Here is a 26,575-nt window from a genome sequence, read left to right as displayed (position 1 = left end):
ATAGGGCATGACCGTGACCCCGATCACGTACCCTGCCGTCGGGTTTTCCCTTGTGTCCCAAAGATGTCCACAATCCGCGCGACGTCACTCGCGGTGGTCGGGCGGTGACGCGGCCCCGGCTCGGGAGCCGGGGCCGCGCCCGCTCAGCTCACCCGTGGCGGAAGCACAGCGTCCCCCACTGGAAGCCCGCGCCGATGGACGAGACCACGTACGTGTCGCCCCGGCGGACCGCGCCCTGGCCGAACGCCGCGTGCAGCGCCGTGAACACGCCGGCCGAACCGGTGTTGCCCAGGCGGTCCACCGTGATCGGCGCCCGCGAGCGTGCCACGCCCAGCTTGTCCAGCGCCGCCGTGATGATGTTCAAGTTCGCCTGGTGCAGGAAGAAGTGCGTGATCTCCTCCACCGACAGCCCGGCCTCGTCGACCGCCCGCAGGATGCTGTCCGGCAGGCAGCGGGTCGCGGTGTTCCAGACCGCGCGGCCGTCCATCTTCAGGTAGTGGTCCGACGCCGACGCGGCGGCCGGCGGGAGGCGCGAACCGCCCGCCGGGATCTCGACGTCGTACGACAGCTCCGTGCCGAAGTCCCAGCCCAGCAGTCCGCCGGACGACGACGCGTGGGTCAGGACGGCCGCGCCCGCCGCGTCTCCGAAGAACACGCGCGTCGTGCGGTCGGCCGGGTCGGTGACGCGAGACGCGCAGTCCGCCGCGATGACCAGCACCGTCGACGCCGCCGACGTCTGCAGTAGGTGTGCCGCGAGGAACAACGCTTGGACGCCGTTCGCACACGCCGCCTGCGTGATGTCCAGCGTCAGCGCGCGGTCCGCGCCCAGCAGCTCCTTCACGATCAGCGCCGTCGAGGGGAGCGGCTGGTCGTAGGTGTAGGTCCCGACGATGATCGCGTCGACGTCGCGGGCGGTGATGCCCGCCGCGGCCAGCGCGGAGTGGGCCGCCGCCACGCACATGTCCGACGTCGCGCGGTCCGGCGCGAGCCGGCGGCGGACGCGGATGCCCGTGCGGCTGATGATCCACTCGTCCGACGTGTCGAGCGTCGCGGCCAGCTCCGCGTTCGTGACGGCGTCCGGCGGCAGGTGGACGCCGGTGCCGGTGATCGTGACCGGGACGGCCAGCGCGCTCACACCGCACCGCCCGCGAAGACGCTGCGCGCCGGGCTGAGCTGCTGGGAGAGGTCGGTGTAGAACCGGCCCGACTCGCACGGGCGGCCGAGCAGGATGCGGCGGGCCGCCTCGGCGCACAGCGCGCCACCGAGCGCGACGCCGGACGCCAGCTGCGGCCAGCTGCTCAGCGTGCGCCCGAGCTCGTTGAACGACGCGGCCAGCTCGGGGCTGATCCGGTCGGCGTCCACCATCGCCAGGATGAGGTCGACCTTCTCCTGGTAGCCGAGGTCGGCCAGGTCCACGGACTTCACGTCGCCGAGCAAGCCGTGCAGCAGCGCCCGGTCGGGCTCCCGGTCGAACCGCTCGACGTCGAGCATGCCGCGGTCGTTGCAGTCCATCACCACCGGGATGCCGAGGTCACGCGCGTACTCGCGGGCCGCGATCTTCACCCACGGCGTGTCGCACTCCTCGACGAGCAGGTCGATCCCGCCGGCGAAGAAGTCCTCGATGGTGTCCGCGGTCAGCCCGTCGCGCTCGATCTCGATGTCGAGGTACGGGTCGATCTCGAACATCTGCCGCGCGGACAGCACCGCCTTGTTGACGCCGAGGTGGTGCACGCCCGCGCGCAACCGGTTCAGGTTGGACAGCCCGAAGTCGTCGAAGTCGGCCAGCCGGTACGCGCCGCCGATGCCCTCCAGCGCGAACGTCAGCGCCGCGCTGTTGCCGACCGACAGGCCGATGATCCCGATCCGCTTGCCGAACAGGTCGCGCTGTTCCGGGCGCTCGATCCGGCCGCGGTTGCGGTCGGTGCGGACGAGCCGGAACTCCTCGCGCGGCAGCACGTGCACCAGCCGTCCCGACCACGGGTACCACACCCAGGTGCCGTACTCCCACGCCGCGACGCCGGTCAGCTGCTCGCGCTTCTTGCGGTCGATCTCGGCGTCGTCCCGGCACGCCGGTTCGCGGCTGCGGACCAGTTCGGTGAGCTGCTCGTCGAGGGTGTCGTGGACTTCGCGGACCTCGCCGGAGGTCAGCAGCCGGGTGAGCGCGTCGTGGTCGGCTGCGGTGAACAGCACCGGCCGCCAGACGTCGCGGTCGGGCGCGGCGGCTTCGGTCAGCGTGAGCGGCGCCGCGCGGGGCGCCCGCGGTGCGGGGAGCAGCGGCGACGGGCCGCTCGCCGCGATGAGCGGGAACTCGTCCCGCAGCCGCGTCACGAGGTCGTGCTGCCGGCCCGCGCCGTCGAGCACGCGGTGGAACATGATCACGACGTCCTCGGTGTAGCGCGGGACGTAGCGGCGGGTACCGGGCACCGGCCGGAAGCCGAACCGTTCGTGGAACCGGTCTTGGCCGTCCTTCGTGCCGGACGTGCCGATCATCGCCCGCGCGCCCAGGTGGTGGGCCGCGCCGATCGCCAGCGCGTTGAGGTACTGCCCGAGCCCGAGCTTGCGGGCCCGGTGCTCGACGACGAGCCGGCTGTGCTCGAACACCTCGGACACCGGAATGCCTTCGGCCGCTAGGAGTTCCTCGTAGCTCGCGTCGCCGAGGTAGGCCCGGGACTGGAAGCGTTCGCCGGAGTCCGGTGCAGACAGCCGGATGTAGCCCAGCGGCTCACCGCCGGGACTGCGGCGGGCGATGAAGTGCCACGCGCCGAAGTCGAGGTCCTGGTCGTCGGCGTGGGAGCCGTCCGAGCGGAGGAACGCGGGGCGGCGGCCGTGGTCGAACAGGATCCGGGCGCGCAGCTCGCGGACCGCGTCGATCAGGGTGTGGTCGCCGGCGCCCGGCTGCGGCCCGAGGAACGCGGTGACGTGCCAGTCCGGCGAGCCGGGCTGCGGGGACCACGATTCGCGGGGGCCGGGGTGGTTCAGGTCGGTCAAGTTCCGTCTTTTCTCAAGGAGTTCCGGGGGACCTGTCCGGCCGCGGCGAGCGTGGTCCGGACCAGGGCAGGCGGGACACTAGCAGCGGGCGGACGGCCCGGCCCGGCGGTGCGCCGCGGCGATCTTCCCGCTCGGCCCAGCCGGGAAATCCTTTACTCGCAAGAGAATTGACGGTGCGTCACGCTTTGCGACCACGAATGATGAAGATCGAGCGACACCGCCACCCGATGGAGTGGCGGTGTCTCTCGCAGGGCGACGGAGAGAAGATCAAGCAGACCACGCTCCACAGAGGATTGTGGTCGGCTTCACAAGCGCGTCTTCACCCCCGCGGGGGAGCGTCAGCGGTGGCGAACAGTCCAAAAGGGACACTCGACCGGAGTTCCCGGTACCCGGCCAGGTTGAGGTGCAGGTGGTCGCCGGCGTCGTAGGCGGGCCGCAGCTGCCCGGGCGCGGCCGGATCGCGGGCCACGCGGTCGAAGTCGAGCACCGCGTCGAAGTGTCCTGCAGCACGCGGTTGCCGCCCGCCGCCGGGTTGACCACGGCGGCCGGCACGCGCGAGGCGAGGACGTCGGGCCGGCGGTCGTTGCCGTTCGTCGTCGAGCCCGGCCGTCGCCGATCACCGCCACCGCCGACGCGGGGGACAGCACCTCGACGCCGCTCAGGAAGTACCAGTGGTCGGCCGGGGTCGCGCCCGGCAGGTCCACGGCGGTCACCTGATCACCGGCACCAGGTACGACGTCGTGCGCGAGCCCGGGTGGGAGGTGACCGTCGTCGACGGCTTTCCGTGGAAGGCGTTCGGGAGAATCGTCAGGGCCCGCCGAAGTCCGTGAATGCCACATCGAGGGACACCATGTCCCTCGATGTGGCATTCACGGACTTCCGGGGTGTGCTCAGCCGCAGGCAGATCCGGGGCCGCCCGCGGAGAGGTGGGCGGTCTGGCGCAGCGAAGCGTTGACGGGGCGCTTCACACCGAGAACTCCGGCGCCAGTACGCGATCGAACCCGACCTCCCGGCGCGGTCCGGACAGCGTGCAGTGCAACGTCGCGACGATCTGCTCGCTCGACGTGCCGACGCGCAGTTCGACGTCGCCGGGCTCGACCAGGCGGTGACCCGCGCGGCCGGTGTAGGACGTCAGGTCCGCGTGCAGGCCGACGTCCAGGACCTTCGCCTCACCGGGCTGGAGGTCGACCCGCCGCGCGGCGATCAGCTGACGCTCCGGGCGGGCCACCTCGGCGACCGGGTCGTGCAGGTACACCTGGACGACTTCGGACGTCGGCCGGTCGTGGTCGTTGCGCAGCGTCACCCGGACCTGACAGGTGCCGTCGGTCGGCCACAGCGATCCCGTCGCGCTGACGTCCTGCCAGGTCGCCGGTGCGTAGGAAAGGCCATGCCCGAAGGGGTACAGCGGTGTCGGGTCGACCGTGCTGACCTCGCTGCGCCGGCCGAGCGGCGCCGCCAGGTACGTCGACGGCTGGCTCGCGCCGGCCGCGGGGAAACCGACCGGCAGCCGGCCCGAGGGGTTGATCCGTCCACTGAGGACACTCGCGAGCGCGGGCGCGCCCTCTTCGCCGGGGTAGAAACCGCAGACGATCGCGGCCAGCCGGTCCGCCTGCCGCGACAGCTCGTACGGCCGCCCGGACAGCAGGATGAGGATCACCGGCTTGCCCGTCGCGAGCAGGGCTTCGAGGAGTTCCTCCTGCCGGCCGGGCAGTCGCAGGTCGGGCGCGTCGCAGCCCTCACCGGACGTTCCGCCGCCGAACAACCCGGCCCGGTCGCCCAGCACGGCGACGCAGACGTCCGCGGCCGCCACGGCCGAGACGGCCTCGGCGATCCCGTCGTCGTCCCCGCCGACCACCGGGCAGCCCAGCGCGTAGGTGACGTCGTGGTCGGCCCGCAAGGCCTCGACGACCGTGGGCACCTCGACGCCGAACGGGACGTCGGGGTGGTGGACGCCGACGTGCAGCGGGAACGAGTAGCAGCCCATCATCGCGCCGGCCGCGTCCGCGCGCGGGCCGACGACGGCGACCCGGCGGCCGGGGGCCAGCGGGAGCGTGCCGTCGTTGCGCAGCAGCACGATCGAGCGTTCGGCCACCTCACGGGCCAGGTCCCGGGACTCCGCGTCGTCGAGGTCGATCTCCTCCGGCACCTCGGGCGCCCAGTCCGCGTCGAGCAGGCCCAGCTCGCACTTCTGGCGCAGCACGCGTTCGAGGGCCCGGTCGACGACGGCGGCATCGACCGAGCCCTCTTCCACCGCGGCGAGCAGCGGCTCGCCGTAGCAGTCCATGGTGGGCAGTTCCACGTCGACGCCCGCGGTCAGGGCCTGGCCGGCGGCGTCGCCGCGGTCGGCGGCGACGCCGTGCAGCCGATGCAGGAACGCCACCGAGAAGTAGTCGGCGACGAGCGTGCCCGTGAACCCGTAGGTGTCGCGCAGCAGATCCGTCAGCAGCGCCTGGTCGGCGACGGCCGGGACGCCGTCGACGTCGGTGTAGGAGTTCATCACCGAGCGGGCGCCCGCGCGCAGGGCCAGCTCGAACGGCGGGAGCAGGACGTCCGCGATTTCGCGCGGGCCCACGGAAACCGGCGCGAGGTTGCGGCCCGCGCGGGAGGCGGAGTACCCGACGAAGTGCTTCAGCGTGGCGACGACGCCAGCCGACTCGAGGCCCGCGACGTAGGCGCTGCCGATCGTACCGACCAGGTACGGGTCCTCGCCGATGGTCTCTTCGACGCGGCCCCAGCGCAGGTCGCGGGCTACGTCCAGGACCGGCGCGAGGCCCTGGTGCACGCCGAGGCCCACCATGGTCCGGCCGATCCGTTCGGCCATGCGGCGCACCAGGTCCGGGTCGAAGCTCGCGCCCCACGACAGCGGCGCGGGGAAGATGGTGGCCTGCCACGCGGCGAGCCCGGTGAGGCACTCCTCGTGCACCATGGCGGGAATCCCGAACCGGCTGCTCGTGATGATCTGCCGCTGGGTGCGCGCCAGGCTGCGGGCGCCGATCACCGGGTCGACCGGGCGGGTGCCGAACACCCGGGTCAGCTGGCCGATCCCGTGCCGGGCCAGGTCGTCGAGGTCGATCACGGCGTCGACGAACTCGTGCTGGTGCGGGGCCATCTCGCCGCCGGCGTCGATGCCGACCCAGACGCCGTAGAGCTGGCCGAGCTTTTCGCGCGGGGTCATCCGCCCCATCAGCGCGCGGACGCGCTCGGCCGGGTCGGCGGTGGGGTCACGCCAGGGCTCCGCTGATTTGGGGGCCTCGGTGGGCTGCGTGGTCAAGGCTGTCCGCCCTTCGTAGGGGAGAAGATCAGGGGAGGGCGCGGGTCGAGCGCCGCACCACCAGGCCGGTGTCCAGGGTGAGGTGGGTGCGCTCGACGGCGTCGCCGTTGATCAGCGCGATGAGCATGCTGATCGCGCGGTGGCCCATCTCGCGGATCGGCTGGTCCACTGTGGTCAGTGGCGGGCTGCAGAGCGCCGACTCGGGCACGTTGTCGAAGCCCACCACGGAAAGGTCTTCGGGCACCGAGAGACCCAGCTCGCGGGCGGCGCCGACGGTCGCGATGGCCGAGATGTCGTTCGCGGCGAACACCGCGGTCGGCCGGTCGGGCCCGGTGAGCAGCTCGTGCGCCGAGGCCGCGGAGATCTCCGGGTCGTACGCGCCGTCCCGGATCAGGGCCTCGTCCACCGCGACGCCCGCCGCCGTCAGGGCGCGCAGGTAGCCGGTCTTGCGCAGCTCGGCGGACTGCAGGTCGGGCCGGCCGGCGAGGAAGCCGATCCGGCGGTGGCCCAGCTCGAGGAGGTGCTCGGTGGCCAGCTGCGCGCCGCGCAGGTTGTCCGAGTCGATGGTGGGCAGGTGCGACGGCCCGGTGTGCGGGTCGACCGCGACCACCGGCGTGCCGGGCACGGCCTCCAGCGAGACGGCCGGCGTGACCAGCACGGCGCCGTCGACGAGGGTGCCGCTCAGCCGGGAGAGGTAGCGCTTCTCCCAGCCCTTCGGGTCGCCGGTGCGCCCGCCCGCGGAGTAGACGACGAGCTCGAAGCCACTGCCGCGGATCGCGTCCGCGGCCCCCTTGAGCAGCTCGGTCGAGAACGGTTCCAGGTCGGCGACCAGGATGCCGATCACGTTGGTCCGGTGGTTGCGCAGGCTCTGCGCGACGAGGCTCGCTTCGTAGCCGAGTTCTTCGATCACCGCCCGGACCTTCGCGAGCGTCGCGGCGGAGACGCCGTAGCGGTCGTTGATCACTTTGGAGACCGTGGCCACCGAGACGCCGGCGCGGGCCGCGACGTCACGGATGGTCACCCTGGAACTGGGCTGCATCGGCTCAGACTAGCCATGTAAAACGTTATCGACAACGATTGACATCCGTTTTTCGCTGGCGCAGACTCTTCGCCAACCCGGGCGTTGTCACGCCCCGTCCAACTCGGCCGAAGTCGTCAGGAGTGGACCCAAGATGTTTGTGAAACGCCGAATCCCCGTAGTCGCCGCGCTCGCGGCGGTCGTACCGCTCGCCCTCGCGGCGTGCAGCGGTGGGGGGAGTGACGCGCCCGCGCAGCCGAGCGGCCCGGTCACCCTCACCTGGTGGCACAACGGCACCACCGACCCGATCAAGTCGATCTGGGAGAAGGTGGTCACCGACTACCACCAAGCGCACCCGGACGTCACCATCAAGGCCCAGCCGCTGCAGAACGAGGACTTCCCCACCAAGGTGCCCCTCGCCCTGCAGGGGGCCGAGCCACCGGACGTCTACCAGTCCTGGGGCGCCGGCGACCTGGCTTCGCAGATCACTTCGGGCAAGGTCGCCGACATCACCGACGCCACGAAGTCGTGGATCTCCGCGACCACCGGCAAGTTCGGCGAAAACTGGCAGGTCGACGGCAAGCAGTACGGCGTGCCGTTCGAGCAGCACTTCGTCGGCTTCTGGTACCGCAAGGACCTGTTCTCCGACGCCGGGATCACCGAGCCGCCGAAGACCATCGACGACCTGAACACCGCCGTCACCAAGCTCAAGGCCAAGGGCGTCGCGCCGATTTCGGTGGGTGGCAAGGACCGCTGGCCGGATGCCTTCTACTTCAACTACTTCGCCGTCCGCGAATGCTCGGTCGACGTGCTCAAGCAGTCGGTGAAGGCGATCAAGCTCGAGGACCCGTGCTGGACGAAGGCGGGGCAGGACCTGAAGAACTTCCTGGCCACGCAGCCGTTCCAGACCGGGTTCGCCGGCACCGCCGCCCAGCAGGGCGCGGGCAGCTCGGCCGGCCTGGTCGCCAACGGCAAGGCGGCGATGGAGCTGCAGGGCGACTGGGAGCCCGGCACGATGTCGGCGCTGACCGAGGACAAGCAGCTGGATTCCAAGGTCGGCTGGTTCCCGTTCCCGTCCGTGCCCGGCGGCGCGGGCGACCCCGCGGCCGTGCTCGGCGGCGGTGACGGTTTCGCCTGCACCACCCGCGCGTCGAAGGCGTGCGCGGACTTCCTGCAGTACCTGGGTAGCGAGCCGGTGCAGACGCAGCTCGCCGCGCAGGGCGCCGGCTTGCCCGTCAACACCGTTGCCGCCAAGGCGCTGAAGACCGACACCCTGAAGGCCGTCTACGACTACGGCACGAAGTCGCCTTACCTGCAGATGTACTTCGACCGGGCGTTCCCGACGGCGGTCGGCGCCGCGCTGAACGACGCGGTGGCCAACATGTTCGCCGGCCAGGGCACCCCCGAAGGCATCGTGGCGGCCGTCAACCAGGCCGCGGCGGGCAACAAGTGACCACGACCACCAGCCCGGTGCGGGCGGCGCGACCGCCCGCACCGGCGGTGCCGGTCCGGAAGCGGCGGTCGAGCCTGCGCAAGCGGCTCGAGCTGGCGCTGCTGCTCGGCCCGGCGCTGCTGCTGTTCGCCGGGTTCGTCCTGGTGCCGATCGGGATCGCCGCGTTCTACAGCCTGTTCAACTGGAACGGGTTCGGCGCGCTCGACGACTTCGTGGGCTTCGACAACTACGTCGACGCCTTCGGCGGCGACGTGTTCCAGAGCGCGATCGTGCACAACCTGATCATCGCCGGGCTGTCGATCGTGGTGCAGCTGCCGCTGTCGATCGGTCTGGCGCTGCTGCTCAACCGGAAGCTGCGCGGCCGGGCGGTGCTGCGGTCCCTGGTGTTCGCGCCGTACGTCCTGTCCGAGGCGATCACCGCGGTGATCTGGGTGCTCATGCTGCAGCCGAGCGGGTTCGCCGACCAGGTGCTCGAAGGCGCCGGGCTCGGCGGCCTGGTCCGGCAGTGGCTGGCCGACCCGGGCATCGTGCTCTACACGCTGTTCGCGGTGATCACCTGGAAGTTCATCGGCTTCGGCATCATCCTGCTGCTGGCCGGGCTGCAGGGGGTGCCGGCCGAGTTGCGCGAGGCCGCCGCGCTCGATGGCGCGTCGGCGTGGCAGACCACCCGCCACGTCGTGCTGCCGCTGCTCGGGCCGACCATCCGGATCTGGATCTTCCTGTCGGTGATCGGCTCTCTGCAGCTGTTCGACATCGTGTGGATCATGACGCTCGGCGGGCCCGCGAACGCGTCGACGACGATGGCGACCTACCTGGTCGACCACGGCTTCAAGCGCTACGAGTTCGGGTTCGGCTCCGCCGTCGCGGTGATCCTCTTCGTCATCTGCTTCGTGTTCGCGCTGCTGTACCAGCGGTTCGCGCTCCGCCGGGACACCCAGGGCGCCCTGACCAGGATGGTGGGCTGATGCGCTCGCGCCGGTTCGGCTTGTCGATGGGGTATCTCGCGGCGATCGTCGTGGTCGGTGTGACTCTCGTGCCGCTTCTGTTCGTGGTGCTCGGCGGGTTTCGCAGCAACGCGCAGATCAACTCCGACCCGGCGGGGCTGCCCGGGCCGTGGATCACCGAGAACTACGCCTCGGTCCTCGGCTCGAGCGCGTTCTGGACGTTCCTCGGCAACAGCGCGCTGATCGCGGTGATCGCGACCGCCGTGGCCGTCGGCCTGGGCTCGATGGCCGGGTTCGCGCTGTCGCGGTACCACTTCAAGGGCCGTGAAGCGCTGTACACGCTGTTCACGCTCGGCCTGCTGTTCCCGCTCACCGTGGCGACGCTGCCGCTGTACCTGTGGCTGCGCCAGCTCGGCATGCTGGAGAGCTTCTGGGGCGTCGCGATCCCCGAGGCGGCGTTCTCGCTGCCCGTGACGATCGTGATCCTCCGTCCGTTCATGCACGCCATCCCCGGCGAGCTGGAGGACGCCGCGGTGCTCGACGGCGCGAGCCGGCTCGGGTTCTTCTGGCGGATCCTGCTGCCGCTGTCGGCGCCCGCGCTGACGACGGTCGGCGTGCTCGCCTTCGTCACCAGCTGGAACGCCTACCTGCTGCCCCTGCTCGTGTTCAACGACTCCGCGCACTTCACGCTCCCGCTCGGCGTCGCCACGTTCCAGTCCCAGTACTCCCAGGACACCGCCCGGGTGCTCGCGTTCACCGCGTTGTCGATGATCCCCGCGCTCGCGTTCTTCGTGCTCGCCGAACGACGCATCGTCGGCGGGCTCACCGGATCCGTGAAGGGCTGACTCAGGAGGTCTCCCGTGACGTCCGAGGTACACCGCCGTGCCTTCCTCCAGCTGCTGGCCGTGGCCGGCGCCGGAACCGCCGTGCTGCCGGGAACCGCCGAAGCAGGCACGGGCTTTCCCCTGGTGGAGCGCGGGAAAGCCGCGACCATCGTGGTGGGTTCCGGGGACCGGCCGGGGGTGCGCCGGGTCGCCGGCGACCTCGCGACCGACGTCGAGCGCGTCACGGGCGTGCGGCCCGCCGTCTCGATCGACGTCGTCCCCGCGCACGGGCCGGTGGTGCTGATCGGCACCCTCGGCCACAGCCCGCTGGTCGACGACCTGGTCCGCGCGGGCCGACTCGACGTCACCGGCGTCGCCGGTAAGTGGGAGACGTCGCTGAGCCAGGTCGTCGACGGGACGCTGGTGCTCACCGGCAGCGACCAGCGCGGCGTGATCTACGGCGTCTACGAGATCTCGCGGCGCATCGGCGTCTCGCCGTGGTACTGGTGGGCCGACGTCCCGCCGCGGCGCAGCGCGGAGCTGCACCTGCCGGGGGAGCGGTTCAGCCTGGGCACGCCCCGCGTCAAGTACCGCGGGTTCTTCATCAACGACGAGAACCCGGCGCTCGGCACCTGGGCACCGGCGTACTTCGGGCCGGGCAAGGCGCCGGGCTACCCGGGCGGCTTCACCCACGAGTTCTTCGCGAAGGTCTTCGAGACCATGCTGCGGCTGCGGGCCAACTACCTGTGGCCGGCGGTGTGGGGCCGCGCGTTCGCCGAGGACGACCCGCTCAACCACGCGACGGCCAAGGAGTACGGCGTCGTCATGGGCACTTCGCACGAGGCGCCGATGATGCGCGGGATCGAGGAGTGGAACCGGCACGCGGTCGCCGCGGTCCGCGACGCGGCGGGCACCATCGTCACGCCCGGCCACGACCCGTACGGCGGCACGGGGGAGTGGAGCTTCCGCCGCAACGGCGAGGCGATCAAGGCCTACTGGGCCGACGGGATCCGCCGGATGGCCCGCGAGGACTTCGAAGGCGTCGTCACGCTCGGCATGCGCGGCAACGGCGACGTCAGCCTGCCCGACGGCGACGGCATCGAGCTGATGCGCGAGATCCTGGCCACCGAACGGGAAATCCTCGCGCGGGAGCTGACCACGGACGTCCCGCAGGTGTGGACGCTCTACAAGGAAGTCCAGCGGTACTGGGCGCAGGGCCTGCGGCCGGCCGACGACGTCATCGTGGTGTTCACCGACGACAACTGGGGCAACATCCGCAAGCACCCGGATCTCTCGTTGCCGCCGCATCCGGGCGGGTACGGGCTGTACTACCACTTCGACTACGTCGGCGGCGGTCGCAACTACAAGTGGGTCGACACCGCCCTGATCGCGAACACGTGGGAGCAGCTGAACCAGGCCGTCTCCTACGGCAACGACCGGCTGTGGGTCGTCAACGTCGGCGACCTGAAGGGCAACGAGCTGCCGCTGCAGTTCTTCCTCGACTACGCCTGGAATCCGTCGGCGCTGCCCGCGTCGCGACTGTCCACCTGGGAGCGGGACTTCGCGGCGACGAACTTCGGTGCCGCGCCGGCGTCGGACATCGCGTCGGTGCTGCACGACTACGGGCGGCTGCAGTCGCGCCGGAAGCCGGAGCTGCTGAACCGGAAGATCACGCTGCAGGCCGACGGCACGATCGTGTACGACGACCAGGCGACGCCGTTCAGCCTGGTCAACTACCGCGAGCTGGACACGGTCACCGACGAGTGGCAGGCGCTGGCCGCGCGTGCGTCGAAGATCTCTTCGCGACTGCCCGCGGTTTATCGCGACGCCTACTACGAGCTGGTGCTGTACGAGGTCGAGGCGACGGCGAACCTGTACGCGTTGCGGCGCGCCGAGTTCACGAACCTGCTGTACGCGGCGCAGGGTCGTGCTTCGGCGAACGGCTTGGCCGCGTTGACCGAGGCCCGGTTCGCCGACGACCTCGCGCTGGCGGCGAAGTACAACACCGGCATCGCGGGCGGGAAGTGGAACGGGTTCCAGACCCAGCCGCACATCGACTACGGCGACGTCGCGCGCTACGGCCCGAACGCGCCGTGGCAGCAGCCGGAGAAGGACAACGTCGCGCTGCCGGACGTCATCTTCCCGGCGGTACAACGGGCTTCTGTTCCCGCTGCCGCCGAGATGGGGGTCGCCGTCGACGGGTCCGAGCAGTGGTGGCCCGCGGCGCCGGGACGTCCGGTGCTGCCGGAGTTCAGCCCGTTCCAGAGCACGCCGGCGCAGTACGTCGACGTGTTCAACCGGGGGCGGACGCCGTTCCGCTGCACCGTCACGGCCGGGGCGCCGTGGGTACGCGTCGAGCCGCGCGGCGGCCGGGTGGACGAGGAGCTGCGGATGACGGTGCGGATCGACTGGGCCCGCGCGCCGAAGGGCACCACGACGGTGCCGATCGCGGTGTCGGGCGCGGGACGCACGGTCGTCGTGGACGCGATGGTCGTCAACCGCTCGCTCCCGGTGACGTGGCGGCACGGGTTCGTCGAGGCCGGCGGGCACGTCTCGATGGAGGCCGACCACGGCGACGCCGTGCCCGCGGCGGGCGTGTCGTGGCGGCGGATCCCGGACCTCGGCCGCACGGGCGCCGGGATGACCCCGTTCCCGGTGACGGCGCCGAGCCACGCGGCGGGCGCGGGCCCGCGGCTGGAGTACCGGATGACGCTGTTCACGACCGGCCCGGTGACGGTCTGGGCGTACCTTTCGCCGCGCAACAACGTGCTGCAGGGCGACGGGCTGCGCTACGCGGTCTCACTGGACGACGCGGCCCCGCAGGTCGTCAACATCACGAAGGTGTCCGGCGCGGACGACACGACCATGAACCGCCAGTGGGAACGGACGACATCGGACAACGTCAACCTGACCTCGACGCGGCACGTGGTCGCCGCGCCGGGCCCGCACGTGCTGAAGCTCTGGATGATCGACCCGGCGGTGGTGGTGCAGAAACTGGTGGTCGACACGGGCGGCCTGCGGCCGAGCTACCTCGGACCACCGGAGAGCACGAGGCTGGGAAGGTGACCAGCCGCTGCGCCTGGTCGCCTGGTCGCGGTCCGGAGAGCGTCCGCCGTGACCGACCGCTCTGCCGGGCGGCTCCAGCCCGGTCACCGCGGTGCGGGGATCACGTGCTCCGCCGGGGCCGCGGTGCTGTGGCGGACCACCAGGCTCGTCGCCAGCTCCAGCCGTCGCGCCTCCGGGGCCATGCCGCGGGCCAGTGCGATCGCCAGCCGCGCACCCGCCGCCGCCATTTCCTGCAGGGGTTGGCGGATCGTCGTCAGCTCCGGGGTCAGCCACCTGGCCACCGGGAGGTCGTCGAAGCCGACCACGCTCAGGTCGGTGGGGATCTTCAAACCCGCGTCGCGGGCTGCCTCGTACACGCCCAGGGCCTGCAGGTCGCTGCCGGCGAAGACCGCCGTCGGGCGGTCGGGGAGGGTGAGCAGTGATGCCAGCTCGCGGTAGCCCGACCGGACGTGGAAGTCGCCCTTGCGGACCAGCGCCGGGTCGAACGCCAGCCCGGCCGTCTCCAGCGCCGTGCGGTAGCCGTCGATCCGGGCGCGGCTGCACAGCACGCCGTCCGGGCCGCCGATCATCGCGATCCGGCGGTGGCCCAGCTCCACCAGGTGCCGGGTGGCCGTCAGCCCGCCCTGCCAGTTCGTGGCCCCGATCGAGGGCGTCTCCGGGCCGGGCGCGCCGGCGGGGTCGACGATCACCAGCGGGATGTCCCGCGCGCGCAGTTTCGCCAGCTGCCCGCTCGTGAAGTCGGAACACACCGAAACGATGCCGACCGGCCGCCGGGCGAGCACGCTTTCCAGCCAGCTCTGCCCCGGCGTGTGCCGCCCCGACGATTCCGCCAGCACGACCGCCATTCCGTTTTCGCGGGCGACGTACTCGACCCCGCGGATGATTTCGAGCGCCCACGTGCTTTCGAGTTCGTGGAACATCAGTTCCAGCAGCCGGGAACGGCGGGAACGCTCGTCGGCGCGCCGCCGGTAACCGTATTTCCCGATGACGGCTTCGACGCGGGCGCGCGTGCTTTCGGCGACGTCCGGACGCCCGTTCAGCACCTTCGAAACGGTCGGCACGGAAACGCCGGTCTCGGCGGCGATCCGGGCGATGGTGACCCGCGACGCTGCGGGTTCGAGATCGTCGGATTTCACTGGCATGAAGGGGATTCTAGGTCATCAGGCGCGGAATGGACACGCTCGAAACTTTCGAGCATTGCTCCGAAAGGTACCTTGACCACCGCCGACGGCGGCTTCTATCGTCGGAAATCGCCCTATTCCCCGAGGAGTCACGACATGGTGCACGCAATTCCGGTCGAACGCGCCCTGGTCGCGGTGGTGGCGCTCGCGCTGTCCTCACCCGGGAATTCGACAACGTGACGCCGGAGAACGAGAGGAAAATGGGGCACGGTCCAGGCGGTGCGCGGGCGGGCCGAAAGCCGAAGACGGACTACGCGCGCATCAACCCGTGATCGCGCCCGGGCGCAGGCGCCGGGAAGCGAGCGCGGCCAGGATGCGGGGGACTGCGGCGACCGTCGACGCGTAGCCGACGTCGTGCATCAGGATGATCCCGCCCGGCTCGACCGCGGCTGCGGCGTCGACGATATCGCCGGTCGAAACCCCGGCCCAGTCGCGGGTGTCGACCGTCCACAGGACCTCGGTGAGCCCGTGCCCGGCGATCGTGGCCGCCACCGAAGCGTCCGTGTCGCCGTACGGCGGCCGGAACAGCGCGGGCCGGGTGCCGGTGATCCCGGCGAGCAGGTCCTGCGTGCGCGCCACCTCCAGCTCCCGGGCCGCGGGGGAGAGCGACGGCAGCCGCGGGTGCGTCCAGCTGTGGTTGCCGATGGTGTGCCCGGCCGCGGCGATAGCGCGGACCAGGTCCGGGTGATCAGCCGCGCAGGAGCCCTGGAGGAAGAACGTCGCCGGCGCGTCGCCCAGTGCGGCGAGCAGCGCCGGCGTCGTCTCCGGGTGGGGGCCGTCGTCGAAGGTCAGGGCGACCGTGTCCATCCGTCCACGGTCCACCCCGCCCGCGACGACCGGCAAGGAGTTTCGGCGGGCTTTCAGCGCGCCATGGCGGCGAGGCGCTTGGCCGTCGGCCAGCGGACCTGCCAGGCCCAGCCGAGCTTCTCGAACGCCCAGATCACCCGGGCGGAGATGTCGATCTGGCCGCGCTGCACGCCGTGGCGGGCCGACGTCGGGTCCGCGTGGTGGGAGTTGTGCCAGGACTCGCCCATCGACAGGATCGCCAGCGGCCAGAAGTTCGCCGAGCGGTCCCGGCTCGCGAACGGCCGTTCGCCGATCATGTGGCAGATCGAGTTCACCGACCACGTCACGTGGTGCTGGAAGGAGATCCGGGCCAGCCCGGCCCACAGGAACGCGGTCAGCGCGCCCCACCACGACAGCGTGATCAGGCCGCCGAGCAGTGCCGGGAGCAGCAGGCTCGTCACCACCCACACGGGGAACAGGCGGTCGACGACGCGGATGTCGCGGTCGGCGGCCAGGTCGGGGGCGAACCGCTCGATGTTGGTCTTGTCGCGGCCGAAGAGCCAGCCCATGTGCGCGTGCCAGAAGCCGCGGGCCAGCGCGATCGGGGACGTGCCGAACAGCCACGGGGAGTGCGGGTCGCCCTCGCGGTCGGAGAACGCGTGGTGGCGGCGGTGGTCGGCCACCCAGGTGATCACGGGGCCCTGGGCGGCGAGGCCGCCGGCGACGGCGAGCGCGATGCGCAGCGCCCGCTTCGCCCGGAACGCGCCGTGCGTGAAGTAGCGGTGGTAGCCGATGGTGATCCCGAGCGTCGAGACGACGAAGAAGCCGCCGCCGATCGCCAGGTCCAGCCAGCTGACGCCCCAGCCCCAGAACACCGGGACCGCCGCGGCGAGCGCGAGGAACGGGATGAGGAGGAAAGCGCGGATGGTGAGCAGCTCGGGGATGGTCTGCTTGCCGGAGAGGACCGGCTTCGGGGCAGGTCGGGGTTTCACCGGGGTGGGTGAGGTCATGCACCACTCGTTTCGAGGTCTTCGCCACGCGCGGAGGGGGTCCTGCGCGGGAGGCCGGGGACGCGGGACACCCGGCTCGATCAGCTGTGTACGCGCGGCCCGCCGCACGGTCGCCGCTCCTGCCGGCGCCCGGCCGTCAAGGGCCGAGGACGGGAGTGCGCCCGGCACTGCGCCGGCCTACGAGGTGCTCCCGTGTTTCCGAGGCTACCTGAGCCGCGTGTGAGCCCGCAGTGTGGCGAACGAGCGGACCTGGGGCGCGCACCGGCGCAGTACGGTGGGCGGATGGCAGAACGAGCAGGTGGACCCGCGCTGGACCCGACCCTCTCCGAATGGCTCAAGGCCCGCGACGAGACCCACCGGCACCTCGGCACCGCCGAGGCCACCGTCGACGCCGGCTGGACCCAGCGCCTGGCCGACCTGCTGGCCACCGAGCAGTCCTGGCAGGCCCAGTACACCGAGCTCGTCGCCCTCGGCACCCCCGGCCGCCGGTTCCCGACGTCCAACCGCTGACGGGGCGTCGGAGAGCCCCGGAAAAGGGGAATGCCCCCGCCCCGAGGGGGCGAGGGCATTCCAATGTCGCGTGGTTCAGATGACGCTGACCCGCTGGGCCTGGGGGCCCTTCTGGCCCTGGCCGATTTCGAACTCCACACGCTGGCCCTCGTCGAGCGACTTGAAGCCGGTGCCCTGGATCTCGGAGTAGTGGACGAACACGTCCGGACCCCCGCCATCCTGAGCGATGAAGCCGAAGCCCTTTTCACCGTTGAACCACTTGACACTGCCCTGAGCCATACCCATACCTACTTCTCATCAGTGAGCCTGGCCGCCCCGTTCGGACGCCCGGTCTCGTGACTATCCTCGCAGAAGTGCGCGCGAGAGGCACGCCCGGTCTCAAACGCCCCAGTCGGGACGCAGCGGCATCCCCATTCCGCCCTGGTTGTCGGTGCGTACGCCGAGGATCTGGTGGAGCTCGATTTCCCGCCGTTCGAACGCCAACCGGCAGGCCGCGAGGTAGAGCGCCCACACCCGGCTCCGGCCCGCCCCGGCCTCGGCGACGGCCTCGTCCCAGTGCTCGTCGAGGTTGGCGCACCAGCCGGCCAGGGTGGTCGCGTAGTGCTCGCGGAGGTTCTCCGAGTGCCGCACCTCCAGGCCGCTGTCGTGCATGGCCGTCATCAGCTCGCCGGGGGCCTCCAGCTCGCCGTCCGGGAAGACGTAGCGGTCGATGAAGCCCCGGGAGCGGTGCGCGACGCTCGAGTCCGGGTTGGTGATGCAGTGGTTGAGCAGCCGCCCGTGCGGCTTGAGCTTGGCGGCCAGGAAGCGGAAGTAGCCGGGCACGTTGCGGGCGCCGATGTGCTCGGTCAGGCCGATCGACGAGATCGCGTCGAACCCGGTTTCGGTGACGTCCCGGTAGTCGAGGTGCCGGATCTCGGCGCGGTCGGCCAGGCCGAGGGCGACGATGTTCTTCTGCGCCCACTGCGCTTGTTCACGCGAAAGTGTGACCCCGAGCGCCTCGACGCCGTAGTGGCGGACGGCGTGCGCGACCATGCCGCCCCAGCCGCAGCCGACGTCGAGCAGCTTCATGCCGGGCTTGAGGCCGAGCTTGCGGCAGACCAGGTCGAACTTGTGCTCTTGGGCCTGCTCCAGCGTGGCGCCGTCCTCGGGGAACACGGCGCAGGTGTAGGCCATGGACGGCCCGAGGACCAGCTCGTAGAACCGGTTGGAGACGTCGTAGTGGTTCGAGATCGCGCTGCTGTCGCGCTCCTTCGAGTGCCGCAGGCCGGACAGGCTCCGCCGGAACCGGCCGGGCAGCTCCTCGGCGGGCGGCTCGACGCGGCGCAGGTGGGCGGGCCCGAGCTTGCGCAGCAGCCAGACGCGGTCGGCTGGGGTCAGCTGGTCGACCTGGGCCGCCAGCGCGTGCAGCGCCGTGTAGAGGTCGCCCTTGACGTCGATGGCGCCGGCGACGTACGCGCGGGCCAGGCCGAGGTCACCGGGGGAGGAGATCAGGTAGTCCAGCGCGAGCGGCGAGCGGACCTCGATGGCCACCGGCGCGTCGGCCGGACCGGTGCCGGTGCCGTCGTAGGCGGTGATGGACACCGTGGAGCTGGGGCCGAGCAGGCGTGCGAAGACTTCGCCGACCGGGATGGTTGCCTTGGTCACGTTCGTTCCTTTCAGGGCGTTCACCGGCGCCGGACGCACTTCTCGTAGAGGCCGAGCAACCGGCCGTCCGGGTCGTAGGCCCGTTTGAGCTCCCGGTAGGCGTCCCCGTTGTAGAGGCGCCAGAACTCTTCCTCGGAGTAGAAGCTGTCCGAGTAGAGCGACTTGTGGCCGCCGAGGCGGGTGACCTCGGCTTCGATCAGCCGATTGTGGACGCCGTCGCGTTCGCCCGGGTCCAGGGGTACCGAAGACCAGAACCCGAAGTTGACGTAGAGCTCTTCGGGGTCCAGTTCGTAGAGCGGCCAGCGCACCCCGCCGGGGCGCTGGCGCAGCGGGCAGATCCACACCGGGCTGATCGGGATCTCCCGCTCGAAGAACTCGAGGAAGTCCGCGGCCCGGCTCAGCGGCACCTCGATGTCCTGCACGATCGTCTCCTCGGGCGGCATCCGCCGGAGCTTGAGGAGCTTGGCGGCGATCCCGAAGCGGCGGTCGAGCGCGACGAGCTTCCAGTAGACCGAGGAGCGCAGGAAGCGGCGGCCCATCAGCAGCCGGGGCAGCCGGGACTGGACGCCGAAGGCGCGCGAGCACCAGAACCAGTCGGTGTCCCAGCGCCACAGGTAGTCACGGACGGTGAGGTGGTCGGTCTCGCGGCGCTGGATCGAGCGGTAGTAGATGTCGAGCCAGGTGTAGTCGCTCGTCGCCGGCGCGGTGTCGGTGAACGTGCCCAGCGTGAGGTACAGCTCGTCCGGGCCGAACACGGTGCCGTCGACGAAGTCGACCGCCTCGCCCTCGTACGTCCGAGTGGTACAGACCTCACCGAGGGCCGCGAACAGCGCCTCGCGGTCGTGGTGGCGGACGTGGCGCACCTTCACGAACGGCTTCACCGGTTCCAGCCGGATCCGCAGGCGCAGCGCGTACCCGAGCGTGCCGTAGGAGTTCGGGAAGCCGTGGAACAGGTCGCGGTGCTCGTTGTCCGGCGTGGCGACGACGATGCCGCCGTCGCCGGTCATGATCTCCAGCTCCAGCACCGACTCGTGCGGCATGCCGCTGCGGAACGAGCTCGACTCGATGCCGAGGCCGGTGACCGCGCCGCCGAGGGTGATCGTCTTGAGCTGTGGCACCACCAGGGGCATCAGCCCGTGCGGCAGCGTGGCGTCGACCAGTTGCTCGTAGGTGACCATGCCTTCGACGTCGGCGGTCAGCGTCTCCGGGTCGACGCGCAGCACGTGGGTGAACCCGGAGACGTCCAGGCCGGGGTGCCCGGCCGAGGTGCGGGAGCGGAAGAGGTTCGACGTCCGCTTCGCCAGCCGGACCGTGGCTTCGCCGGCGACCGCCGCCAGCTGCCGCCTGAGGTCGTCGACGCGGGATTCGTGTTCGGGGAAGGCCGGGCCCGGGCGGGCCTGGGGCGCACCGGCCTGATCGATCGTCACACCCCGATCCTGCCTCACGGGGGAAGTCAGCGCACCGTGCCTGTCCGCTCGTTGTCCCGTTGGCCGGAACCGGCCCCGATCCCGTGGTTGATCCACGGGGGCGTGGGGTATCCGCGATCGGGTCCCGAACGAGGGCGCGGAAGATCCCGCGCCGACGGGGAAAGCGAGGCGGCGTTGAGCATTTCCATCGATTTCGGGCGCGACACGGAGTTCTCGTTCGAGCGGCGGTTGCGCGGTTACCTGGGGGCGGTCGCCCGGGCCGTGGGGGTCGGGCCGGAGTCCGGCACCATCGACCTCGACACCCCGGTGTCGGCCTACGTCGCCCTGGACTGGCGGCTGCGCCGCTTCCCCGGGCACGATCTCGCCCTCGTCTGGGACGAGGTGCACGGCTGGGCCGTGGCGCTGGAGGACTCCGGCGGCGACGCCGTCGTGCTGGCCTACCTCGGCGGCGAAGTGCTGCCCGAACCCCGCGCCGTCGTGCGGTTCCTCGCCGCCGTGCGCGCCGGCGACCCCGCCGCGGGGCTGCTCGACGCGCCGGTCCTGCGGGCGGCGGGCCACCACGAGGAGCTGCTCGGCGCGCTCCCGGCGGAATGACCGCGGCCGGGGTTCCAGGCCGTCCGCGATCTCACGCCGGGGAACGGGCCGTGAGCGGTCAGTGTTCGCGGAACAGCTGGGCCGGGACGAGCGCCCACACCGTCTTGCCCGGTTCGGTCGCGCGCACGCCCCACCCCAGCGACAGCTGTTCGACCAGCTGCAGGCCGTGGCCGCCGCCGGCCGCGACGCGCTCGACCGACGGGTCTTCGTCGACGACCTCGACCAGCAGGCCGCGCAGTTCGCGCGTCACCCGCAGCCAGGACGGGCGCGGGGTGTGGTCGTAGGCGTTGCCGACCAGCTCGTCGACCACGAGCAGCAGCGCGCCGAGCGGCTCGTCCTTCGTCCGCCCGAAGCCGAGGCAGCCGGCGACGGTCGAGCGGATCCGGCGCAGCGCCGGCCGCGTCGTGAGGTCGACGGTCAGCTCCGCGGCCGTGGCGACCCGCAGGCTGAGCCGCTCCACGACCAGGTCCCAGCCCGGGGGCAGTGCTTCGCCGTCCATCCATCGCTCCCTCGCACCCGGACACGCCCACCAGGAGTTCGGCGCCACCGGTCGCGCGGATGGCTGCCAGACTGCGTTCATGGGGAACTTGAGCGCCGAAGCCGTCGTCGACCGGATCGTCCCGAGGGAGCCGCGGGTTTCCCCCGACGGCCGCTGGGTCGTGTACCTGACGACGACCGGGGGCCGGAAGGCCGGTGACCTGTGGCTCGTCCCCGCCGGCGGCGGTGCGCCACCGCGCCGGCTGGCCGGCACGGCCGAGGCACCCCGGTGGGCCCCGGACTCCGGCTCGGTGTTCTACCTGGCCGCCGAGCGGCTCCACCGGGTCCCGCTCAGCGGGAACGCCGAACGCCTCACGGACCGGGCCGTCACCGCCTGCGTCCCGCTGCCCGGCGATCTCGTGGCCCTCGTCGGGCCCGGCGATGAGCCCGCGAAAGACCCGTACCTGCGCGTGCCGAGCCCGCCCGACCGGCTGTGGCTGCTCGACCTGACCACCGGCGACGTCCGGCCGCACGGCGACCTCGGTGACCGGCACGTCGTTGAGGTCGCGGCCCATCCGGGCGGCGGCCCGCTCGCCGTGCTGACCTGGCCGGTCGCCGACCCCGATCCCGGCATGCTCGAACCGCGGCTCCACGTAGTCGGCGGCCGCGACCTGCCCGCCCCGGCCGTCGAGGCGTCCGCGCTCACCTGGTGGGACGACCGCCTCCTCTACCGCGGCGTGACCCGGCCCGGGCTCGTCGGCGGTTACGCGATCTTCGACGCCGAGGACGGCACCGACCTCACCGAGGGGATGGACGTCTGCCCGGTGGAACTCGTCCAGGTCGACGACGGCCCGCCGCTCGCCCTGTTCGCCGAAGGCTTCGACACCACGATCCGGCGGCTCGACCCGGCCACACGCAGGTTCACCGGGATCACCCACGCGCCGGGCTCCCTCGACTTCCTGAGCCACGGCGGCGGTGTCGTCGCCGTGGTCGCGAGCACCGCGACCGAGCCCGACGACGTCCACGTCGGCCCCCCGGCGGGCCCGCTGACCCGGCTCACCGACAGCAGCCCGGAGCTGCGCGCCAGGACCTGGGGCCCGCAGGAGCGCCTGGCCTACCGCGCCGACGACGGCCTGGAGCTGGACGGCCTGCTCGTCCTCCCACCCGGCACCACCCGCCAGGACGGCCCGTTCCCGCTGGTCACGCTGGCGCACGGCGGTCCGTACGACCGCTACGCCGACCGCTTCATGGTCGGCTGGTTCCGGCAGGCGCGGTGGCTGGCCGACGACGGGTTCGCCGCCTTCCTGCCCAACCCGCGCGGCAGCCAGGGCCACGGCCACGCGTTCGCCGTTTCCGTCGCCGGTGAGGTCGGCGGCGCGGAGTGGACGGACATCCTCACCGGCATCGACCTGCTGATCGACGCCGGTGTCGCCGATCCGGACCGGCTCGGCATCGGCGGCGGCAGCCACGGCGGGTTCCTCGCCGCCTGGGCGGCCGCGCGCAGCGACCGCTTCGCGGCGGCGTACGTCAACGCGGGCATCAGCGACTGGGGCATGATGGCCGCCACCGGCGAGCAGGGCGCCCCCTTCGAGGGGGCGCTGGGCGGCAGCATCGGCTGGGAGGGCCCGGGCCCGCACCGGCACGACCGGAACAGCCCGATCTCCTACGCCGCCGACATCCGGACGCCGATCCTGCTGCTGCACGGCGCGGACGACACGAACGTCCCGCTCTCGCAGGCCGAGTTCCTCCACCGCGCGCTGCGCCACTTCGGCGTCGAGCACGAGTTCGCCGTCTACCCGGGGGAGAACCACTCGCTGCGCGGCCGCGAGCACCAGCTCGATTTCCTGCACCGCACCCGCGAGTGGTTCACCCGGTGGCTCAAACCTGTTCGCCCAGCTTGAATTCGGCGTCCTTCGACGTGTACGAGAAGCCGTCGGCGCCGATGGTGACGTCGGCTTCGCGCGCCTCGGCCCGGGCGACCAGCGGCTGCGGCTTGCCGTCCAGGTCCAGGACGGTCGACGCGTCGGCGTACCAGCTCGGCACCACCGGGTTGCCCCACCAGTCGCGGCGCTGGTTGTCGTGCACGTCCCAGGTGATCACCGGGTTGTCCGGGTCGCCGGTGTAGTAGTCGTGCGTGTAGATCTCGATCCGGTGCCCGTCCGGGTCGCGGACGTAGAGGTAGAACGCGTTCGACACGCCGTGGCGGCCCGGCCCGCGTTCGATCATGCCGGACTGGCGCAGCGCGCCGAGGTGGTCGCAGAGGTGCAGGATCTGCGTCCGCTCGTGGCTCGCGAACGCGATGTGGTGCAGCCGCGGCCCGTCGCCGCCGGTGAGGGCGACGTCGTGCACCGTCGGCTTGCGGAACATCCAGGCCGCGTACACCGTGCCCGCGTCGTCCTGGATGTCCTCCGAGACGCGGAAACCCAGGCCCTCGTAGTACTTCCGGGCCGCCGGGACGTCCGGGGTGTCGAGGTTGAAGTGGTCCAGCCGCGCCAGCGCGCCGGCGCCGTGGACGTCGTAGCGCTGGGTGAACCGCTCGACGTGCTCGGCCTCGCAGAAGAACTCCACCGGGAACCCGAGCGGGTCTTCGACGCGGACGGCCTCGCCGATGCCACGGGTCGCGCCCGCCGCGCGGCGCTCGACCCGGCAGCCGAGGGCGCGGTAGTACGCCTCGGCGAGGTCGAGGTCGGCCGCGCTCCGGACGCGGTAGCCGAGCACGGCCAGCGCGGGCGTCGCGCCCTTCCTCAGCACCAGCGAATGGTGCAGGTACTCCTCGAACGCCCGCAGATACAGCGCTTCGTCGTCCTCGTGCGTCACGACGAGCCCGAGCACGCCGACGTAGAAGTCGCGGGACGCGGCCAAGTCCGTGACGACGAGTTCGGCGTACGCGCAGCGCAGGACGTCCGGCGGGGTGGCGGTCATGACTGTCCTTTCCGGACGCTGCCGAAGCGGGCCGTGTGCACCGGCCCGAGCGAGACGTGGATCGCCTGCTGGTGGGTGTAGAAGTCGAGGGAGCGGTAGCCGCCCTCCTGGCCGAGGCCGGACGCCTTGACCCCGCCGAACGGCGTGCGCAGGTCGCGGACGTTGTGCGAGTTCAGCCAGACCATCCCGGCCTCGACCGACTGCGCGAAGGTGTGCGCCCGCTCCAGGTTCGACGTCCAGAGGTAGGCGGCCAGCCCGTACTTGACGTCGTTGGCCAGCGCCAAGGCTTCGGCTTCGGTGTCGAACGGCGTCAGCGCGACGACCGGGCCGAAGATCTCCTCCTGGAAGATCCGGGCGTCCGGCGCGACGTCGGCGAACACCGTCGGCGCGACGTAGTTGCCAGTGTCCACACCGGACGGACGGCCGCCGCCGGCGAGCAGGCGCCCCTCGGACTTGCCCAGCTCGACGTACCGCATCACCTTGTCGTAGTGCTCGGGGTGCACCAGCGCGCCGACCTCGGTGGCCGGGTCGTGCGGGTCGCCGACGACGATGTTGCGCGCCCGCTCGGCGTAGCGTTCGCAGAACTCGTCGTAGATCGGGCGCTCGATCAGGATCCGGCTGCCCGCGGTGCAGCGTTCGCCGTTGAGCGAGAACACGCCGAACAACGTCGAGTCGAGCGCGGCGTCGAGATCGGCGTCGGCGAAGACGATCGCCGGGGACTTGCCGCCCAGCTCCATCGACATGCCCTTGAGCCCGGTCGCGCAGTTGCGGAAGATCGTCTGACCCGTCGTGGACTCGCCGGTGAACGAGATCAGCGGGACGTCGGGGTGCTTGACGAGCGCGTCGCCCGCTTCCTCGCCGAAGCCGTTGACCAGGTTGAACACGCCGTCGGGCAGGCCCGCGCCGGCGAAGATCGCCGCCCAGAGGCTCGCCGACAGCGGCGTGAACTCGGCCGGCTTCAGCACCACCGTGCAGCCGGACGCCAGCGCGGGCGCGAGCTTCCAGCTCTCCAGCATGAACGGCGTGTTCCACGGCGTGATCAGCCCGGCGACGCCGACCGGCTTGCGGTGCACGTAGTTCACCTGCCGTCCGGGCACCTGGTAGGTGTCGTCGGCCTGGGCGACGACGAGGTCGGCGAAGAACCGGAAGTTCTCGGCCGCGCGCTGCGCCTGGCCCAGGGCCTGGGTGATCGGCAGGCCGGTGTCGAACGTCTCCAGCTCGGCCAGCCGGGCGTCCTGGGCCTCGACGGCGTCGGCGATCTTGTTCAGCACCCGGGCCCGCGCGCGCGGCGCCAGCCGTGGCCAAGGGCCCTCGACGAACGCCGTGCGTGCCGCGGCGACGGCCCGGTCGACGTCCTCGGTCTGGCCCGCGGCGGCGGTGACGTACGGGGTGTTCGACACCGGGTCGAGCACGTCGAAGGTCTTGCCCGAGACGCTGTCGACGAGCTGCCCGCCGATGTAGTGCTTCAGCTCGCCCGGCAGTCCTTCCGGGACGTGGTGACTCATGACTTTCCTTCCACGGTGAAGCCTTCGGCCGGCGAGAGGTACTTCGCGCCTTCGGCCAGGAAGTCCTTGATCCGGGCGACGCCGGCTTCGGACGGCGGGAGCAGCGGCGGCCGGACGTGGCCGGACCCGATCAGCCCGCGGTGTTCGAGGACCCACTTGCCGGGCGCCGGGTTGGTCTCGACGAACAGCAGGTCGACCAGCGGGTGCAGGCCGTAGTGGATCTCCCGTGCGCGTTCGAGGTCGCCGGCCTGCCAGGCCTCGTACATCTCGGCGCAGGCGGCGGGGGCGATGTTCGCCGTCGCGCTGACGAACCCGGCGCCGCCGAGGGCCAGCAGGGGCAGGCAGAGCAGCTCGATCCCGGACCACACGATCAGCTCCCGCCCGCACAGGTGCAGCACGCGCGAGAAGTGCTCGAAGTCCTTGGTCGTCTCCTTGATGCCGACGAAGTTGTCGCACGAGCGGAACAGCCGCGCGACGGTCTCCGGCGCGAGGTCCACGGCGGTGCGGCTGGGCACGTTGTAGGCGACGATCGGCAGGTCGGGGAACTCGTCGGCGACCGTGCGGTACCAGACGAACAGGGCGTCCTGGGTCGGGCGCGCGTAGTACGGCGTGATGACGAGCGCCGCGTCGATCCCGGCGTCGCGCCCGGCGGCCGTCAGCTCCAGGGTCTCGTCCAGCTTCGCGGAGCCGGTGCCCGCGGCGATCGGGACGCGGTCGCCGACGGCCGCGGCGACCGTGCGGATCGCCTCGGCGCGTTCGGCGACCGTCTGGGACCCGGGCTCGCCGGTGGAGCCGCCGATCGAGATGCCGTGGGTGCCGGACGCGAGCTGCCAGCGCACGAGGTTGGTGAGGCCGTCGTGGTCCACCGCGCCGTCGGCGGTGAACGGTGTCATCAGCGGCGCGATCGACCCGCGGATCGCCTGGGGGTCGGAGCGGAATCGCATGGGTTTCCCTT

Annotated in this window: 23 protein-coding genes; 8 read left to right on the top strand and 15 right to left on the bottom strand. The window is 71.7% G+C overall.

Translation table 11 applies throughout. The features are described 5' to 3' along the window. Positions 1–148 precede the first annotated feature (148 nt). The 5 genes from OG570_RS37155 to OG570_RS37135 all read right to left on the bottom strand — a co-directional run bounded on the left by OG570_RS37155 (position 149) and on the right by OG570_RS37135 (position 7,298). The gene (locus OG570_RS37155; RefSeq protein ID WP_326953517.1) at positions 149–1,135 is read right to left on the bottom strand and encodes a 3-oxoacyl-ACP synthase III family protein; all 987 of its coding nucleotides are present in this window, start codon (positions 1,133–1,135) and stop codon (positions 149–151) included. After that, positions 1,132–2,988: a ThiF family adenylyltransferase gene (locus OG570_RS37150; RefSeq protein WP_326953516.1), complete on the bottom strand. Its 1,857-nt coding sequence runs from the start codon at positions 2,986–2,988 to the stop codon at positions 1,132–1,134. The genes OG570_RS37155 and OG570_RS37150 overlap by 4 nt, the downstream gene beginning before the upstream one ends. A gap of 319 nt (positions 2,989–3,307) precedes the next feature. Beyond that, positions 3,308–3,475: a hypothetical protein gene (locus OG570_RS37145; protein ID WP_326953515.1), complete on the bottom strand. Its 168-nt coding sequence runs from the start codon at positions 3,473–3,475 to the stop codon at positions 3,308–3,310. A gap of 477 nt (positions 3,476–3,952) precedes the next feature. Then, positions 3,953–6,259 carry a beta-glucosidase gene (locus tag OG570_RS37140; protein WP_326953514.1) on the bottom strand — a complete coding sequence of 769 codons (2,307 nt, stop codon included), beginning with the start codon at positions 6,257–6,259 and terminating at the stop codon, positions 3,953–3,955. A 28-nt stretch (positions 6,260–6,287) separates the two neighbouring features. After that, on the bottom strand, positions 6,288–7,298 hold the full coding sequence (locus OG570_RS37135; RefSeq protein ID WP_326949361.1) for a LacI family DNA-binding transcriptional regulator: 1,011 nt from the start codon (positions 7,296–7,298) through the stop codon (positions 6,288–6,290). Between the two features lie 133 nt (positions 7,299–7,431). Between OG570_RS37135 and OG570_RS37130 the strand changes: the two genes are divergently transcribed. Genes OG570_RS37130 through OG570_RS37115 form a run of 4 tightly spaced genes read left to right on the top strand, consistent with a single transcriptional unit; the run spans position 7,432 to position 13,564 of the window. After that, on the top strand, positions 7,432–8,730 hold the full coding sequence (locus OG570_RS37130; protein WP_326953513.1) for an extracellular solute-binding protein: 1,299 nt from the start codon (positions 7,432–7,434) through the stop codon (positions 8,728–8,730). After that, positions 8,727–9,695, top strand: coding sequence for a carbohydrate ABC transporter permease (locus OG570_RS37125; protein WP_247051541.1), 969 nt, complete (start codon positions 8,727–8,729; stop codon positions 9,693–9,695). Before OG570_RS37130 ends, OG570_RS37125 begins: the two co-directional genes overlap by 4 nt. Next, positions 9,695–10,519: a carbohydrate ABC transporter permease gene (locus OG570_RS37120; protein ID WP_247051542.1), complete on the top strand. Its 825-nt coding sequence runs from the start codon at positions 9,695–9,697 to the stop codon at positions 10,517–10,519. The genes OG570_RS37125 and OG570_RS37120 overlap by 1 nt, the downstream gene beginning before the upstream one ends. 15 nt (positions 10,520–10,534) lie before the next feature. Beyond that, complete coding sequence (locus OG570_RS37115) at positions 10,535–13,564, top strand: glycosyl hydrolase 115 family protein (protein WP_326953512.1); 3,030 nt, start codon at positions 10,535–10,537, stop codon at positions 13,562–13,564. Positions 13,565–13,647: 83 nt separating this feature from the next. Here the strand turns inward: OG570_RS37115 and OG570_RS37110 are convergent, their stop codons facing one another. Further along, positions 13,648–14,706 carry a LacI family DNA-binding transcriptional regulator gene (locus OG570_RS37110; RefSeq protein WP_326949364.1) on the bottom strand — a complete coding sequence of 353 codons (1,059 nt, stop codon included), beginning with the start codon at positions 14,704–14,706 and terminating at the stop codon, positions 13,648–13,650. A 72-nt stretch (positions 14,707–14,778) separates the two neighbouring features. On the opposite strand from OG570_RS37110, the gene OG570_RS37105 reads away from it, so the two are divergent. After that, a complete protein-coding gene (locus OG570_RS37105) occupies positions 14,779–14,925 on the top strand; it encodes a hypothetical protein (RefSeq protein ID WP_326953511.1) in 147 nt (48 codons plus the stop codon). Positions 14,926–15,006: 81 nt separating this feature from the next. On the opposite strand, the gene OG570_RS37100 is transcribed toward OG570_RS37105, so the two are convergent. Together OG570_RS37100 and OG570_RS37095 are read right to left on the bottom strand one after the other, a co-directional pair. Continuing rightward, positions 15,007–15,552 (bottom strand): polysaccharide deacetylase family protein, encoded by a 546-nt coding sequence (locus tag OG570_RS37100; RefSeq protein ID WP_326953509.1) that lies wholly within the window; start codon positions 15,550–15,552, stop codon positions 15,007–15,009. A 53-nt stretch (positions 15,553–15,605) separates the two neighbouring features. Further along, the gene (locus tag OG570_RS37095) at positions 15,606–16,541 is read right to left on the bottom strand and encodes an acyl-CoA desaturase (protein WP_326953508.1); all 936 of its coding nucleotides are present in this window, start codon (positions 16,539–16,541) and stop codon (positions 15,606–15,608) included. 282 nt (positions 16,542–16,823) lie between these two features. Here OG570_RS37095 and OG570_RS37090 point away from each other — a divergent pair, with 282 nt between their 5' ends. Further along, the gene (locus OG570_RS37090) at positions 16,824–17,051 is read left to right on the top strand and encodes a hypothetical protein (RefSeq protein ID WP_326949367.1); all 228 of its coding nucleotides are present in this window, start codon (positions 16,824–16,826) and stop codon (positions 17,049–17,051) included. A gap of 75 nt (positions 17,052–17,126) precedes the next feature. Here the strand turns inward: OG570_RS37090 and OG570_RS37085 are convergent, their stop codons facing one another. From OG570_RS37085 to OG570_RS37075, 3 genes are all read right to left on the bottom strand, one after another. Beyond that, positions 17,127–17,330 carry a cold-shock protein gene (locus OG570_RS37085; RefSeq protein ID WP_086680104.1) on the bottom strand — a complete coding sequence of 68 codons (204 nt, stop codon included), beginning with the start codon at positions 17,328–17,330 and terminating at the stop codon, positions 17,127–17,129. Between the two features lie 99 nt (positions 17,331–17,429). After that, complete coding sequence (locus tag OG570_RS37080) at positions 17,430–18,695, bottom strand: cyclopropane-fatty-acyl-phospholipid synthase family protein (protein WP_326949368.1); 1,266 nt, start codon at positions 18,693–18,695, stop codon at positions 17,430–17,432. A gap of 20 nt (positions 18,696–18,715) precedes the next feature. Continuing rightward, positions 18,716–20,122: an FAD-binding oxidoreductase gene (locus OG570_RS37075; RefSeq protein WP_326953507.1), complete on the bottom strand. Its 1,407-nt coding sequence runs from the start codon at positions 20,120–20,122 to the stop codon at positions 18,716–18,718. A 174-nt stretch (positions 20,123–20,296) separates the two neighbouring features. Between OG570_RS37075 and OG570_RS37070 the strand changes: the two genes are divergently transcribed. Continuing rightward, complete coding sequence (locus tag OG570_RS37070) at positions 20,297–20,716, top strand: DUF6292 family protein (protein ID WP_326949370.1); 420 nt, start codon at positions 20,297–20,299, stop codon at positions 20,714–20,716. A gap of 58 nt (positions 20,717–20,774) precedes the next feature. On the opposite strand, the gene OG570_RS37065 is transcribed toward OG570_RS37070, so the two are convergent. Further along, positions 20,775–21,215: an ATP-binding protein gene (locus OG570_RS37065; RefSeq protein WP_326949371.1), complete on the bottom strand. Its 441-nt coding sequence runs from the start codon at positions 21,213–21,215 to the stop codon at positions 20,775–20,777. Between the two features lie 79 nt (positions 21,216–21,294). On the opposite strand from OG570_RS37065, the gene OG570_RS37060 reads away from it, so the two are divergent. Beyond that, the gene (locus tag OG570_RS37060) at positions 21,295–23,094 is read left to right on the top strand and encodes a S9 family peptidase (RefSeq protein WP_326953506.1); all 1,800 of its coding nucleotides are present in this window, start codon (positions 21,295–21,297) and stop codon (positions 23,092–23,094) included. Here OG570_RS37060 and hpaD read toward each other — a convergent pair. From hpaD to dapA, 3 genes are read right to left on the bottom strand one after another with little or no spacing between them, the layout of a single operon-like run. Further along, positions 23,072–24,115: a 3,4-dihydroxyphenylacetate 2,3-dioxygenase gene (gene hpaD, locus OG570_RS37055; protein WP_326953505.1), complete on the bottom strand. Its 1,044-nt coding sequence runs from the start codon at positions 24,113–24,115 to the stop codon at positions 23,072–23,074. The two genes, OG570_RS37060 and hpaD, sit on opposite strands and share 23 nt — an antisense overlap. Beyond that, positions 24,112–25,620, bottom strand: coding sequence for a 5-carboxymethyl-2-hydroxymuconate semialdehyde dehydrogenase (hpaE, locus tag OG570_RS37050; protein ID WP_326953504.1), 1,509 nt, complete (start codon positions 25,618–25,620; stop codon positions 24,112–24,114). Before hpaE ends, hpaD begins: the two co-directional genes overlap by 4 nt. Beyond that, positions 25,617–26,564: a 4-hydroxy-tetrahydrodipicolinate synthase gene (dapA, locus tag OG570_RS37045; RefSeq protein ID WP_326953503.1), complete on the bottom strand. Its 948-nt coding sequence runs from the start codon at positions 26,562–26,564 to the stop codon at positions 25,617–25,619. The genes hpaE and dapA overlap by 4 nt, the downstream gene beginning before the upstream one ends. Positions 26,565–26,575 lie beyond the last annotated feature (11 nt).

The organism is Amycolatopsis sp. NBC_01286, assembly GCF_035982555.1.
GTDB lineage: Bacteria > Actinomycetota > Actinomycetes > Mycobacteriales > Pseudonocardiaceae > Amycolatopsis.
The sequence above is the reverse complement of the archived record's forward strand: the minus strand, read 5'-3'. Positions and strand labels throughout refer to the sequence as shown.

Excerpts from the sequence above, each read along its gene's own strand:
- OG570_RS37130 (WP_326953513.1), top strand. The coding sequence starts at position 7,432 with ATGTTTGTGAAACGCCGAATCCCCGTAGTCGCCGCGCTCGCGGCGGTC.
- dapA (WP_326953503.1), bottom strand. The coding sequence starts at position 26,564 with ATGCGATTCCGCTCCGACCCCCAGGCGATCCGCGGGTCGATCGCGCCG.
- OG570_RS37085 (WP_086680104.1), bottom strand. The coding sequence starts at position 17,330 with ATGGCTCAGGGCAGTGTCAAGTGGTTCAACGGTGAAAAGGGCTTCGGC.
- OG570_RS37120 (WP_247051542.1), top strand. The coding sequence starts at position 9,695 with ATGCGCTCGCGCCGGTTCGGCTTGTCGATGGGGTATCTCGCGGCGATC.
- OG570_RS37100 (WP_326953509.1), bottom strand. The coding sequence starts at position 15,552 with ATGGACACGGTCGCCCTGACCTTCGACGACGGCCCCCACCCGGAGACG.
- OG570_RS37065 (WP_326949371.1), bottom strand. The coding sequence starts at position 21,215 with ATGGACGGCGAAGCACTGCCCCCGGGCTGGGACCTGGTCGTGGAGCGG.
- OG570_RS37110 (WP_326949364.1), bottom strand. The coding sequence starts at position 14,706 with ATGCCAGTGAAATCCGACGATCTCGAACCCGCAGCGTCGCGGGTCACC.
- OG570_RS37135 (WP_326949361.1), bottom strand. The coding sequence starts at position 7,298 with ATGCAGCCCAGTTCCAGGGTGACCATCCGTGACGTCGCGGCCCGCGCC.
- OG570_RS37060 (WP_326953506.1), top strand. The coding sequence starts at position 21,295 with ATGGGGAACTTGAGCGCCGAAGCCGTCGTCGACCGGATCGTCCCGAGG.
- hpaE (WP_326953504.1), bottom strand. The coding sequence starts at position 25,620 with ATGAGTCACCACGTCCCGGAAGGACTGCCGGGCGAGCTGAAGCACTAC.
- OG570_RS37090 (WP_326949367.1), top strand. The coding sequence starts at position 16,824 with ATGGCAGAACGAGCAGGTGGACCCGCGCTGGACCCGACCCTCTCCGAA.
- OG570_RS37095 (WP_326953508.1), bottom strand. The coding sequence starts at position 16,541 with ATGACCTCACCCACCCCGGTGAAACCCCGACCTGCCCCGAAGCCGGTC.
- hpaD (WP_326953505.1), bottom strand. The coding sequence starts at position 24,115 with ATGACCGCCACCCCGCCGGACGTCCTGCGCTGCGCGTACGCCGAACTC.